Annotated in this window: 9 protein-coding genes; all 9 read left to right on the top strand. The window is 56.8% G+C overall.

Annotated elements, in window-relative coordinates; genetic code table 11:
• Nucleotides 1–3 precede the first annotated feature (3 nt).
• The 9 genes from thyA to recD all read left to right on the top strand — a co-directional run bounded on the left by thyA (nt 4) and on the right by recD (nt 14485).
• On the top strand, nt 4–798 hold the full coding sequence (gene thyA / locus NMC31_RS09705; protein ID WP_149463366.1) for a thymidylate synthase: 795 nt from the start codon (nt 4–6) through the stop codon (nt 796–798).
• Nucleotides 799–969: 171 nt separating this feature from the next.
• Nucleotides 970–1440 (top strand): prepilin peptidase-dependent protein, encoded by a 471-nt coding sequence (locus NMC31_RS09700; protein WP_253897786.1) that lies wholly within the window; start codon nt 970–972, stop codon nt 1438–1440.
• Complete coding sequence (locus NMC31_RS09695) at nt 1431–1991, top strand: prepilin peptidase-dependent protein (RefSeq protein WP_253897785.1); 561 nt, start codon at nt 1431–1433, stop codon at nt 1989–1991. Before NMC31_RS09700 ends, NMC31_RS09695 begins: the two co-directional genes overlap by 10 nt.
• Entirely contained in the window at nt 1988–2392 is a 405-nt protein-coding gene (locus tag NMC31_RS09690) for a DUF2509 family protein (protein WP_253897784.1), read from the top strand. Before NMC31_RS09695 ends, NMC31_RS09690 begins: the two co-directional genes overlap by 4 nt.
• Nucleotides 2377–2700, top strand: a complete 324-nt coding sequence (locus tag NMC31_RS09685; RefSeq protein ID WP_253897783.1) for a prepilin-type N-terminal cleavage/methylation domain-containing protein — start codon at nt 2377–2379, stop codon at nt 2698–2700. Before NMC31_RS09690 ends, NMC31_RS09685 begins: the two co-directional genes overlap by 16 nt.
• A 12-nt stretch (nt 2701–2712) precedes the next feature.
• Entirely contained in the window at nt 2713–6081 is a 3369-nt protein-coding gene (gene recC, locus NMC31_RS09680; protein ID WP_253897782.1) for an exodeoxyribonuclease V subunit gamma, read from the top strand.
• A gap of 126 nt (nt 6082–6207) precedes the next feature.
• Nucleotides 6208–9093: a pitrilysin gene (ptrA, locus tag NMC31_RS09675; protein WP_253897781.1), complete on the top strand. Its 2886-nt coding sequence runs from the start codon at nt 6208–6210 to the stop codon at nt 9091–9093.
• Complete coding sequence (gene recB / locus NMC31_RS09670; protein ID WP_253897780.1) at nt 9090–12653, top strand: exodeoxyribonuclease V subunit beta; 3564 nt, start codon at nt 9090–9092, stop codon at nt 12651–12653. The genes ptrA and recB overlap by 4 nt, the downstream gene beginning before the upstream one ends.
• Nucleotides 12650–14485 carry an exodeoxyribonuclease V subunit alpha gene (gene recD / locus NMC31_RS09665; protein WP_253897779.1) on the top strand — a complete coding sequence of 612 codons (1836 nt, stop codon included), beginning with the start codon at nt 12650–12652 and terminating at the stop codon, nt 14483–14485. The genes recB and recD overlap by 4 nt, the downstream gene beginning before the upstream one ends.
• The last annotated feature ends 9 nt before the right edge of the window (nt 14486–14494 follow it).

Here is a 14494-nt window from a genome sequence, read left to right as displayed (position 1 = left end):
ATCATGAAACAGTATCTTGAACTGATGCAGAAGGTGCTTGATGAAGGCACCCAGAAAAATGACCGTACCGGCACGGGCACGACCTCTATTTTTGGCCACCAGATGCGCTTTAATCTGCAGGATGGCTTCCCGCTGGTGACGACGAAACGTTGTCATTTACGCTCCATCATCCACGAACTGTTGTGGTTCCTGCAGGGCGACACCAACGTGGCGTATCTGCGTGAAAATAACGTCACCATCTGGGACGAATGGGCCGATGAAAACGGCGATTTAGGCCCGGTTTACGGCAAACAGTGGCGCGCCTGGCCGACGCCGGATGGCCGTCACATCGACCAGATCGCAACAGTAATGAATCAGCTGAAAAACGACCCGGATTCCCGCCGCATTATTGTGTCGGCATGGAATGTCGGCGAGCTGGATAAAATGGCGCTGGCGCCGTGCCACGCGTTTTTCCAGTTCTATGTTGCAGATGGCAAACTCTCCTGCCAGCTCTATCAGCGCTCCTGCGATGTGTTCCTCGGCCTGCCGTTTAACATCGCCAGCTATGCGCTGCTGGTACATATGATGGCGCAGCAGTGCGATCTTGAAGTGGGCGATTTTGTCTGGACGGGGGGCGACACGCACCTGTACAGCAACCATATGGAGCAGACCGCGTTGCAGCTGACGCGTGAACCACGCGCGTTGCCGAAGCTGGTCATTAAACGTAAGCCAGAATCTATCTTTGATTACCGTTTCGACGATTTCGAGATTGAAGGCTACGACCCGCATCCGGGAATTAAAGCGCCTGTGGCGATTTAATCGCAGTGCATGAAAAACCGGCACCTTTTGCGTGCCGGTTTTTTTATGTCTGGAATTCGTCTTCCCATTTTTTTGCAAGCCGCTGCAATCACGTAAATTCACTGGAAAGCGCCTCGTAGAAATGCAATCTGCCCCTCGCAACGCATCTCCGGTTTGCTGATACTCCCCGTCATGAACAAGCAAACGGGTTATACCCTGATTGAAACATTGGTGGCGGTCTCGCTGGTTATCATCCTTAGCGCGGGTGGACTATACGGCTGGCAACGCTGGCAGCAGCAACAGCGGCTATGGCAAACCGCGATGCAGCTGCGGGATTACCTGCTATTTCTGCGTAATGACGCTAACTGGCATAACCGCGATCGGATGATTAAAGCCCATTATGTTGATACGCGATGGTGTCTGGTGGCGGATGACATCGTGATGGAAGGTTGCCCATCGGCTAATCCGCTGGTTTTTCTGCCACCGTGGGCTGAGGTGCAACTGGCGAGCATCACACCGTCTTTTGGCTTTTTTGGATTACGTAATACCGCGTGGGCCGGGAGTATTTCAGTTCAAAGCGCAGCCGGACACTGGGAGGTGATTCTCTCAAGTTTTGGGCGATTACGTTTGTGCGAGCGTGAAGGAGGCAACGAGTGCCAGTGATGATGCGCGGTTTTTCGCTGCTGGAAGTACTGATTTCAATGGCTATCAGCAGCGTATTGCTGCTGGGGGCATCGCGTTTTCTACCCGCGCTACAGCGAGGCATTTTACAACAGACCCGCCAGCAGGCGCTGGACGATGAGGTCTGGCAGCGGCTTTACACAGTGGCGAAGCATCTTCAGCGCGCCGGATACTGCTACGGCGAATGTCAGGGCGAAGCGCTGGAACTTGCACAGCAGGGGCAATGCGTCATTATTCGCTGGGATGCTAACAGCGACGGTATCTGGCAGGCGTCACCGATGACCGATGCCGACAGCATCGGGTTTCGCCTGCAAAAGGGCGTGCTGGAAACCTTACGCGGCGCATCGAGCTGCGAGGGAAAAGGCTGGGATAAAATGACCGACCCGGCGACGGTAACCATCACCCACTTTCAGGTTACGCGGCAAAACAGCGCCGGTTTTCCACCGGAGTTAACGGTCGCGCTAAGTGCGTCCGGTATACATGGCGCGGGTAACGTTAACGCGTTGTATAGCGTGACGGGATATAACCTGTGAATCGCCAACGGGGGGCATCGTCACTGGCGCTGGTTCTGTTACTGCTGGTGTTAGGCAGTTTGATGTTACAGGGGCTAAATCAGTCCCAGCGTCGGCAAGTCGCAATGGTGAATGATGAAACGCTGGCCTTGCGCGATACGGCGCGGGCACACTCAGCACTTCAGTGGGGGAAAACCTTATCATGGCAGATGGCGATGAGAGTCCAGTGCCGGATAAACAGCGACGGCGCTCGCGCGTGTCTGCGGCAGCTTAATGATGACGCCATACTGCTGATGGCGGAGAGTAACGGCATTCAGCTTTGGCTATCCGGCACCTGGCAGGATAACGGCGTGGTGTTTTCACCTCACGGCTGGAGCGACTTTTGCCCCTTACAGGAGAAAACCCTATGCCAGATGCCTTAGCCAAAATGCGCGGCTTTAGCCTGCCAGAAGTGTTACTGGCGATGCTGCTGATGGTCAGCGTCATTACGGCGTTGGGCGGATATTATCGTAGCCTGGCGCTGAGCAACCATCAGCTTAATCAGTATCGCCAGCTTTGGCGCTATGCATGGCTGCAAACGCAGCGGCAGGCTCAACCCCTGCCGGAAGGCTGGAGTAGCCAGCGTGTGCAGACAACAAGCCAACGTTGTGTCAGCATCAATGTTACTATTACTGCCCCGCTGGGTAAGCAAGGTCACATGACGCGGCTGCATTGCCCCGTCAATCTGTAGTCAGGAGCGAATATGTTACGGGTCTACCACTCCAACCGTCTGGATGTGCTGGAAGCATTAATGGAGTTCATTGTTGAGCAACAGCGGCTCGATGACCCCTTCGAGTCTGAAATGGTGCTGGTGCAAAGCACCGGGATGGCGCAATGGCTACAGATGACCCTGTCGCAACGCTTTGGCATTGCCGCGAATATCGACTTCCCGCTGCCCGCCAGCTTTATCTGGGATATGTTCACCCGCGTGCTGCCGGATATTCCCGGCGAAAGCGCCTTCAACAAGCAGAGCATGAGCTGGAAGCTGATGACCCTGCTGCCGCAAATGCTGGATGACGACGCATTTACCCCGCTGCGTCACTATCTGCACGATGATGCTGACAAGCGCAAACTGTTCCAGCTTGCCTCACGGGTGGCGGATCTCTACGACCAGTATCTGGTGTATCGCCCGCAGTGGCTAACTGACTGGGAAAATGACAAGCTGGTGGATGGCCTCGGTGAGGCGCAGCTCTGGCAGGCACCGTTGTGGAAATCGCTGGTGGCGCACACCGAAGCGCTAGGCCAGCCGCTGTGGCACCGCGCCAATTTGTATCAACGGTTTATCGATATCCTTGAACACAGCGAGACGTGCCCGGAAGGCCTGCCGTCGCGTGTATTCATCTGCGGTATTTCGGCGCTGCCGCCGGTTTATCTCCACGCCTTACAGGCGCTGGGCAAGCACATTGATATTTACGTGCTGTTCACCAACCCTTGCCGTTACTACTGGGGCGATATTCAGGACCCGGCGTTTCTGGCGCGGTTGCAGGCGCGTCAGCGTCGGCATTTCCGTGAAGAACGCGAGTTGCCGCTGTTTCGTGACGCCGACGCCGCACCGGGTTTGTTTAATGACGACGGCGAGCAGAACGTCACTAACCCGATGCTGGCTTCCTGGGGCAAGCTGGGGCGCGATTATATTTACCTGCTTGCTGGCCTGGAGCGTTATCAGGAGCTGGAAGCGTTTGTGGATATCGACCCGGATAACCTGCTGCACAACCTGCAACATGACGTTCTCGAATTAAAAAATTCCGCCATCGCCGGGCGCACGGCGCAAGAGTTTGCCCACAGTGGTGCCAAACGCGTGTTGAAGCCCGACGATCGCAGCCTGACGGTTCATGTCTGCCACAGCCCCCAGCGTGAAGTGGAAATATTGCACGATCGCCTGCTGGCGATGCTGGAAGCAGACCCGACCCTGACGCCGCGCGATATCATTGTAATGGTGGCAGACATCGACAGCTACAGCCCCTTTATTCAGGCGGTGTTTGGCAGCGCCACCGGCGAGCGCTATCTGCCGTATGCAATTTCAGACCGTCGCGCACGCCAGGCACATCCGGCGATGCAGGCCTTTATCACGCTGCTCTCGCTGCCTGATAGCCGCTTTGTCAGTGAAGACGTGCTGGCGCTACTGGACGTACCGGTGCTTGCTGCCCGCTTCAATATTGATGAAGAGGGGCTGCGTTACCTGCGTCAGTGGGTAAATGAGTCTGGTATTCGCTGGGGCCTCGATGACGATAACGTGCGAGAGCTCGACCTTCCTGCCACCGGGCAACATACCTGGCGCTTTGGCCTGACGCGTATGCTGCTTGGCTACGCGATGGAAAGCCAGCAGGGCGAGTGGCAATCTGTCTTACCTTATGATGAGTCCAGCGGTCTGATTGCCGAACTGGTGGGGCATCTGGCCTCGCTGTTAATGCAACTTAACCACTGGCGGCAGGGCTTGTCGCAGGATCGTCCGCTGGAAGAGTGGCTACCGGTGTGTCGCGATATGCTTAACGACTTCTTCCTTCCGGATCAGGATACGGAAGCCGCGCTGGCACTGATTGAGCAGCAGTGGCAGGCGATTATTGCGCAGGGAACACAGTCTCAATACGAGGGCATGGTCCCGCTGTCACTGCTGCGCGACGAGTTAGCTTCGCGGCTCGATCAGGAGCGTATCAGCCAGCGCTTCCTGGCGGGGCCGGTGAACATTTGTACCCTGATGCCGATGCGTTCAATACCGTTCAAAGTAGTGTGCCTGCTGGGCATGAACGACGGTGTGTATCCACGTGCGCTACCGCCACTGGGGTTCGATTTGATGAGCCAGAAACCGGTGCGCGGCGACCGCAGCCGTCGCGATGACGACCGCTATCTTTTCCTCGAAGCGTTGATGTCTGCCGGGCAGACGCTCTATATCAGCTACATTGGCCGCTCTATTCAGGATAACAGCGAACGCTATCCGTCAGTATTGGTACAGGAACTGCTGGATTACATCGGGCAAAGCCATTGTCTGGAAGGCGATGAAGCGCTGAACTGCGACGAGAGCGATAAGCGCGTGAAAGCGCACATCATGCACCAGCATACGCGCATGCCGTTTGATGCCGAGAACTTCACGTTCAATGAACGACAAAGCTACGCCCGCGAATGGCTGGCGGCGGCCAGCCAGCAAGGCGAGGCGCATTCGCCGTTTATCCAGCCACTCGCTCCACTCGATATCACGCATCTCCCGCTGGAGCAGCTTCAGCGCTTCTGGCAGCACCCGGTACGCGCCTTCTTCCAGATGCGCTTACAGGTGAATTTCCGTTCCGAAGAGAGTGAAATCCCTGAAACCGAACCGTTTACCCTGGAAGGACTAACCCGTTATCAGCTCAATCAACAGCTACTGAATACGTTGATTGAAGAGCAGGACGCCGGGCAGATGTATCGCCGTTATCGGGCAGCGGGGACGCTACCTTACGGTCCTTATGGGGAAATCGCCTGGGAGGTGCAGCGTCAGGAAATGGAGGCGCTGGCCTCGCGCGTTATCGAGCTGCGCGAGCCTGCGCAAAGCATGGAGATCGACCTTGATTGTGCGGGCGTTAACATTACCGGCTGGCTGGCGCAAGTGCAGTCGAGCGGATTGTTGCGCTGGCGCCCATCTTTACTTAGCGTTTCACAGGGAATGCAACTTTGGCTGGAACACCTTGTCTACTGTGCCAGTGGCGGAACCGGCGAGAGCCGTCTGCTGCTGCGCAAAGAGGGGGAGTGGCGCTTCCCGCCGCTGTCGGTCACACAGGCGAATGGCTATCTTGCTGAACTGGTTGAAGGTTACCGACTTGGCATGACGCAGCCGCTACTGTTCCTGCCAGAAAGTGGCGGTGCCTGGCTTAAAGCCTGCTTTGACGCCGAGAGCAACACGCTCCTGATGGACGACGAAACGCAGCAAAAAGCGCGAAGTAAGTTCCTTCAGGCGTATGAAGGGAATATGGTAGTCAATGGCGAAGGCAGTGATTTATGGTATCAACGCCTGTGGCGCACGCTCGAAAATGAGCAATATGAAGCCATTATCGAACAGACGCAGCGCTACCTGTTGCCCGTTTTTCGTTATCACCAGTCATAATGACTGTATAAAAATTGCGCAATTAAAACCCTTCGTTTACTATGCGCAAGAAGTCACGGACTGATGCGCATACGATACACCGGCTGACATGTTCAGCCGCCGGTTTGTTAATGATGAGGTCCGTGAATGCCCCGTAGTATCTGGTTGAGTGTTGTTGTTTTGATTACCGCCCTTTGGGCACCCATTAGTCAGGCAGACACAGGATGGCAACCCATACAGGAGACCATCCGCAAAAGTGAAAAAGATCCTCGTCACTATCAGGCTATCAAGCTCGATAACGGCATGGTGGTACTGCTGGTTTCCGATCCTCAGGCGGTGAAATCCCTGTCGGCACTGGTTGTGCCTGTAGGCTCATTGCAGGATCCCGAATCTCACCCGGGCCTTGCGCACTTCCTCGAACATATGACGCTGATGGGCTCGAAAATGTATCCGCAGCCTGACAGCCTCGCTGAATATCTGAAAATGCACGGTGGCAGCCACAACGCCAGTACCGCGCCTTACCGCACGGCTTTTTATCTGGAAGTTGAAAACGATGCGTTGCAGGGCGCGGTTGACCGTCTTGCCGACGCGATCGCATCACCTAAACTCGATAAAAAATATGTTGAGCGTGAGCGCAATGCGGTGAACGCCGAGCTGACCATGGCCCGCTCTCGTGACGGCATGCGCATGGCGCAGGTGAGCGCCGAAACTATTAACCCGGCACACCCTGGTTCACGTTTCTCCGGCGGTAACCTTGAAACGCTGAGCGATAAACCTGGCAGCCCGGTACACCAGGCGCTGCTCGCCTTTCGCGATCAATACTACTCTGCCAACCTGATGAAAGCGGTTATCTACAGCAATAAACCGCTGCCGGAGCTGGCGCAGATGGCGGCGCAAACCTATGGTCGCGTGCCCAACAAATCCATTACCGTGCCGCAAATTGATGTGCCCGTGGTGACCGACGCGCAAAAGGGCGTATTGATTCACTACGTCCCGGCGCTGCCGCGTAAAGTGCTGCGCGTGGAATTTCGCATCGACAACAACACCCCCCAGTTCCGCAGTAAAACCGATGAGCTGGTTACCTACATGATTGGCAACCGTAGCCCGGGTACGCTGTCCGACTGGCTGCAAAATCAGGGGCTGGTGGAAGGCATTCGCGCCGACTCTGACCCGGTGGTGAACGGCAACAGCGGCGTGCTGGCGATTTCCGCGACCTTAACCGATAAAGGCCTCGCGCATCGCGATGAGGTTGTCGCCGCTATCTTTAGCTATCTCAATTTGTTACGTGAAAAAGGCATCGATAAACGTTACTTCGATGAGCTGGCCCACGTGCTGGATCTCGACTTCCGTTATCCGTCAATCAACCGCGATATGGGCTATGTCGAATGGCTGGCGGATACCATGATCCGCGTGCCGGTCCAGCATACGCTGGATGCGGTGAATATCGCCGACCAGTTTGATGCACAGGCGGTAAAAGCGCGTCTGGCGATGATGACGCCGCAGAATGCGCGCGTCTGGTATATCAGCGAGAAAGAGCCGCATAACAAAACGGCTTACTTTGTGAATGCGCCGTATCAGGTCGATAAAATCAGCGCACAGACGTTTAGCGAGTGGAAGCAAAAAGCAGAAAAAATTTCGCTGAAGCTGCCGGAACTGAACCCCTATATCCCGGATGATTTCACCCTGATTAAGCCGGAAAAAAGCTATACGCACCCCGAACTTGTCATTGATGAGCCGACGCTGCGTCTGGTGTATATGCCGAGCCACTACTTTGCCAGCGAACCGAAGGCCGATGTCACGCTGATTCTGCGTAATCCGAAAGCGATGGATAGTGCCCGCAATCAGGTAATGTTTGCGCTTAATGATTATCTGGCAGGTATCTCGCTGGACCAGCTCAGCAATCAGGCGGCGGTAGGCGGCATCAGCTTCTCAACCGGCGCAAATAATGGCCTGATGCTGAACGCTAACGGGTATACCCAGCGTTTGCCGCAGCTGTTTGATGCGCTGTTGCAGGGCTATTTCAGCTATCAGACAACGGAAGAACAACTGGCTCAGGCGAAATCCTGGTACGCGCAGATGATGGATTCCGCCGATAAAGGCAAAGCCTACGAACAGGCGATTATGCCGGTGCAGATGCTTTCTCAGGTGCCGTACTTCCAGCGTGAAGAGCGTCGCGCATTGTTGCCGTCCATTACATTGCAAGAAGTGATGGCCTATCGCGATCGCCTGAAAACCAACGCCCGCCCGGAATTTATGGTGATTGGTAACCTGAGTAAAGAGGCCTCCAGCACGCTGGCGCACAATATCCAGACGCAGCTTGGCGCAAAAGGGACCGAATGGTGTCGTAACAAAGATGTGCTGATTGATAAAAAACAGTCGGCGATTTTTGAAAAAGCGGGCCCGAGTACGGACTCCGCCCTGGCGGCCGTTTTCGCACCGGTGAATGCCGATGAGGCCAGCACCTCCGCGACCAGTGCCGTCCTGGCGCAAATTGTTCAACCGTGGTTCTACACGCAGTTGCGCACGGAAGAGCAGTTGGGTTACGCGGTATTTGCCTTCTCGATGAACGTGGGTCGGCAGTGGGGTATGGGCTTCCTGCTGCAGAGCAGCGACAAGCAACCGGCCTTCCTGTGGGAGCGTTTTAAAGCGTTCTTCCCAACGGCGGAAGCGAAGCTGCGTGCCATGAAACCGGAAGAGTTTGCCCAAATTCAGCAGGCCGTGATTGCACAAATGCTGCAGGCCCCGCAAACCCTGAGCGAAGAAGCATCACAGCTCAGTAAAGATTTCGACAGGGGTAATATGGCGTTCGATTCACGTGATAAAGTAGTGGCCCAGATTAAGTTACTGACGCCGCTTAAGGTTGCCGACTTCTTCCATCAAACGGTGGTTGAGCCGCAGGGTATGACCGTACTGTCGCAGGTTTCCGGGAGTGATAACGGAAAACAGGACTATGCGCATCCTGAAGGCTGGAAAGTATGGCAAAGCATCAGTGAATTGCAGCAAACCTTACCGTTGAGACGAGAGAACGAATGACCGATACCGCCGAGTCCCTTGATCCCCTGCGCTTGCCCCTTTATGGCGAGCGTCTGATTGAAGCCTCTGCGGGCACCGGAAAAACCTTCACCATCGCCGCACTCTATCTGCGGCTCTTATTAGGCCTGGGCGAAAGCGCCGCTTTCCCCCGGCCTGTCAACGTCGAAGAACTGCTGGTTGTGACCTTCACCGAAGCGGCGACAGAAGAGCTTCGCGGGCGTATCCGCAGCAACATTCATGAGCTGCGTATTGCTTGTCTGCGCTATAACCCCGATGAACCTGAAACCACCGTTGACCCCCTGTACGCCCGGCTGCTGAATGAAATCGCCGATAAACAGCAGGCGGCAGAAGTGCTGCTGCTGGCCGAGCGGCAGATGGACGATGCGGCGGTCTTTACCATTCACGGCTTCTGTCAGCGCATGCTTAGCCTAAACGCTTTTGAGTCAGGCATGCTGTTTGAACAACAGCTCATTGAAGATGAATCTCAGCTTCGCTACCAGGCCTGTGCCGATTTCTGGCGACGTCACTGCTACCCGTTGAAGCGCGAAATCGCGCAGGTGATTTTTGATACCTGGAAAGGGCCGCAGGATCTCCTGAAGTCCATTGACCGATACTTACAGGGCGAAGCGCCAAATATCAAGCGCCCGCCGGACGACAGCGAGACGCTGGAGTCGCGGCATGAAAAAATCGTCGCCCACATTGATGCGGTTAAAAGCCAGTGGCTGGCCGCGGTTAGCGAACTGAATGATGTGCTGGAAAACTCCGGTATTGACCGGCGCAAATTTAATCGCGGCAACCAGGGAAAATGGATTGATAAAGTCAGCGCCTGGGCGAGCGAGGAAACCCGGGGCTATCAGCTTCCGGATGCGCTGGAAAAGTTCTCGCAGGCCTTTTTAGCCGAACGAACCAAAGCAGGCGGTGAGGTGCCGACGCATCCGCTGTTCAGTGCCATTGAGGCACTGCTTGCCGCGCCGCTCAGCCTGAACGACCTGGTGATCACTCAGGCGATGGTAGAAATTCGTGATGCGGTGGCGCAGGAGAAACGCCGCCGCGGCGAACTGGGTTTTGACGACATGCTTAGCCGTCTGGACACCGCGCTGCAAAGCGAAAGCGGCGACGCGCTGGCCGCGGCGATTCGTCAGCGTTTTCCGGTGGCAATGATTGATGAATTCCAGGATACCGACCCCCAGCAGTACCGTATTTTCCGCCGTATCTGGCGACAGCAACCAGAGACAGCGCTGCTGCTGATTGGCGACCCGAAACAGGCGATTTACGCGTTTCGCGGTGCGGATATTTTTACCTATATGCGCGCGCGCAGCGACGTGGCGGCGCACTATACGCTGGACACCAACTGGCGTTCCGCGCCGGGCTTAGTAGCAAGCATCAACAAGCTCTTCACCACGGTTGATAACCCCTTCATGTTCCGCGACATCCCGTTTTTGCCGGTAAAATCCGCCGCGAAAAACCAGTCGCTGAAATTTGAAATTAATGGCGAAACGCAACCGGCGATGAACGTCTGCCTGATGCCAGGGCAGGGTGTTGGCGCGGGCGATTATCAGGCCTTTATGGCACGCCAGTGCGCGGCGCAAATTCGTGACTGGCTGACTGGCGGGCAACGGGGCACGGCGCTGCTATGGCGCGGTGAAAAAGCCCGTCCGGTACAGGCGTCCGACATCACGGTGCTGGTGCGTAATCGCCAGGAAGCATCATTGATTCGCGATGCGCTCAATGCGCTGGCGATCCCTTCGGTTTATCTCTCCAACCGTGACAGCGTGTTTGAAACGCCGGAAGCGCAGGAATTGCTTTGGGTACTGCAGGCAGCATTAAGCCCTGAGCGTGAAACCACGCTGCGCAGCGCACTGGCGACGGCGATGTTTGGTCAAAACGCGCAGGATATCGAGCGCCTGAATCAGGATGAAAATGCCTGGGATGCGCTGGTGGAAGAGTTCAGCCAGTACCGCGATATCTGGCAAAAGCGCGGCGTGATGCCGATGCTCCGCGCTCTGATGAGCGCGCGAAACATTGCCGAAAACCTGCTGGCGACCCACGGCGGCGAGCGCCGATTAACTGACATTCTGCATTTAAGCGAACTGTTGCAGGAAGCGGCGACTCAGCTTGAGAGTGAGCACGCGCTGGTGCGATGGCTAAATCAACAAATCGCCGAGCCCAACACCAACGCCTCGAATCAACAGATGCGTCTGGAAAGTGACAAGCACCTGGTGCAAATCGTCACCATCCACAAATCGAAAGGGCTGGAGTATCCGCTGGTCTGGCTGCCGTTTATTGCCCGTTTTCGCAAACAGGATCAGGCGTTTTACCACGATCGTGAATCCTTCTCGGCGGTGCTGGATCTCCAGCAGGGCGAAGAGAGCCTGGAACTGGCAGAAGCGGAACGGCTGGCGGAAGATTTGCGACTGCTCTACGTGGCGCTAACCCGCGCTGTCTGGCACTGTAGTCTTGGCATGGCACCGCTCACTTCGCGGCGCAGCGACAAAGCGACCGAAACCGATATCCACCACAGTGCGCCGGGCCGCCTGTTGCAAAAAGGCGAGCCGCTTGACGCCGCCGGGCTGGAAGCTGCACTGCGCGCGCTGTGTGATGAACATATTGCGCTGACGATTGCCAGCGAACCCGACGACACCCGCTGGCAGGCGTTACAGCCAGAGGTGCCTGAACTGACGGCGCGCCAGGTTATGCGCCGGATGGTCGATGACTGGCGTGTTACCAGCTACTCCGGCCTGCAACAGCGCGGCCATAGCATGGCGCAGGATCTGCTGCCGCGTCTGGATATCGACGCCGCAGGCGTAGGGGAGGCGATGGAAGAGGAGGCGCTCACGCCGCATCATTTCCCGCGCGGCGCATCGCCGGGCACTTTCCTGCACAGCCTGTTTGAAGATCTCGATTTTACGCAGCCGGTTGCTGCCGAATGGATGCGCGAAAAACTGCTGATTAATGGCTTTGAAGCGCACTGGGAACCGGTGCTGACGCGCTGGATTTCCCAGGTGCTGGCAACGCCGCTTACGCCAGATGGTATGGCGCTGAATCAACTGGATGCACGGCAAAAACAGGTGGAGATGGAGTTCTATCTTCCTATTGAAAAGTCGCTCGATCCGGTGGCGCTGGATGCCGTGGTGCGCCGCTACGACTCTCTTTCGGCGGGCTGTCCGCCCCTTGATTTCCGCCAGGTGCGCGGGATGCTGAAGGGCTTTATCGACCTGGTCTTTCGCCACAACGGGCGCTATTACCTGCTTGACTACAAATCGAACTGGCTGGGCGCGAACAGCGATGCCTACACCCAGCAGGCGATGGCACAGGCGATGCAGTCGCATCGCTACGATTTGCAGTACCAGCTCTATACGCTGGCGCTGCACCGCTATTTGCGCCACCGTTTAGTCGATTACGATTATGAGCAACATTTTGGCGGCGTGATTTATCTCTTCCTGCGCGGCGTGGACGGTGAGCCGGGTCAGCAGGGGATTTTCAGCACTCGTCCTCAACGGGAACTGATTGATGCAATGGACGCCCTGTTTGCCGGGCAGACGCAGGAGATGGCATCGTGAGCCTGGAAAATTTACTGATTGAAGCCGCAGAGCTAAAGCTGCTGCGCCCGCTGGATGTGCAGTTTGCGCTGACAATCGCCCGCAATGAGCATCCCGCCGTAATGCTGGCGGCGGCGATTCTGAGCCGTGACGCCGGAGAGGGGCACGTTTGCCTGCCGCTCAGCCATTTGCAGCACGCGCCGACGCTGAATGGTCGGGCAAAAGTCTTGTGGACGCAACTGCTGGACGCGGTCGAAATACCCGACGACTGGGCGGCTCTGCTATTGGTCTCGCAGGCGGTGAGCCAGGGCGAACGCCCGACGCCGCTGATTCTCTGCGGGGACCGTCTTTACCTGAACCGCATGTGGGGCAATGAACGTAGCGTGGCGCGTTTCTTCCGCGATGCACAGCTTGCAGAGAATATTGACGAATCGCTGATTACCGAGACGCTCACCGATCTTTTCCCGCCATCCGACACCATCGACTGGCAAAAAGTCGCTGCCGCCGTCGCGCTTACCCGACGTATTTCGGTGATCTCAGGCGGGCCTGGCACCGGGAAAACCACCACCGTCGCAAAACTGCTGGCGGCGCTGGTGCGCATTGCGGGCGAAAACAAATGCCGTATTCGCCTGGCCGCGCCGACCGGGAAAGCCGCGGCGCGACTTACTGAATCGCTGGGTGCTGCGCTGCGCAAATTGCCGCTGAGCGAAAGTCAGAAAGCGATGCTGCCAACCGATGCCAGTACGCTGCATCGTCTGTTAGGCGCGCAGCCGGGCAGCCAGCGCATGCGATATCATGGCGGAAACCCGCTGCATCTGGATGTGCTGGTGGTGGACGAAGCGTCCATGATTGACCTGCCGATGATGGCGCGCTTGATTGACGCGCTGCCGCGTCACGGGCGGGTGATTTTCCTTGGTGACCGCGACCAGTTAGCATCGGTGGAAGCCGGCGCGGTACTGGGCGATATTTGCGCGTGGGTTAACAGCGGCTATACACCAGAACGTGCGCTGCAGCTTAGTCGCCTGACGGGCACGACGGTGCCGGCAGGAGAAGGTGAGACGGCTGGCGCATTGCGTGATAGCCTCTGTCTGCTGCGTACCAGCTATCGCTTCGGCAGTGATTCCGGAATTGGGCAACTGGCACGCGCGGTGAATCAGGGCGATCGCGCGGCTGTGCGTGAGGTCTTTGCACGCGGCTTTACGGATATTGAACTGAAATCCCTGCGCACCAGCGACGAGTATGAAACGATGCTCGACGATGCGCGCGCGGGCTATGGGCGTTATCTGCAATGCCTGCGCCAGCAGGCCGAGCCGGCTGAAATTTTGCAGGCTTTTGGTGAGTATCAACTCTTGTGCGCGCTGCGCGAAGGGCCGTGGGGCGTTAGCGGACTGAATCAGCAGCTTGAACTGTCGCTGGTGCGCCATCGCATGATTGCGCCGCAGCGGCATTCTCGCTGGTATGAAGGGCGTCCGGTGATGATCGCCCGAAACGACAGTGCGTTGGGGCTGTTTAATGGTGACATTGGCGTGGCGCTCGATCGTGGACAGGGGTTGCGCGTCTGGTTCCCGATGCCGGACGGAACCATTAAGTCGGTGCAGCCGAGTCGTTTGCCTGAGCACGATACGGCATGGGCGATGACGGTGCATAAATCGCAGGGTTCTGAATTTGACCACGCTGCGCTGGTCTTGCCAACGCAGCCCGTGCCGATTGTGACGCGGGAGCTGGTGTATACGGCGATTACGCGTGCGAAATCACGTTTGTCGATGTATGCCGATGCTGCGTTGTTAGGTCAGGCGATCGTCGCCAGAACCGAGCGTCGCAGCGGGCTTGCGGCGATTTTCGCCGAGGATTAATGGGGTTGT

Origin of the sequence: Pseudocitrobacter vendiensis (assembly GCF_943590815.1) — a bacterium.
GTDB classification, from domain to species: Bacteria; Pseudomonadota; Gammaproteobacteria; order Enterobacterales; family Enterobacteriaceae; genus Pseudocitrobacter; species Pseudocitrobacter vendiensis.
The sequence above is the reverse complement of the archived record's forward strand: the minus strand, read 5'-3'. Positions and strand labels throughout refer to the sequence as shown.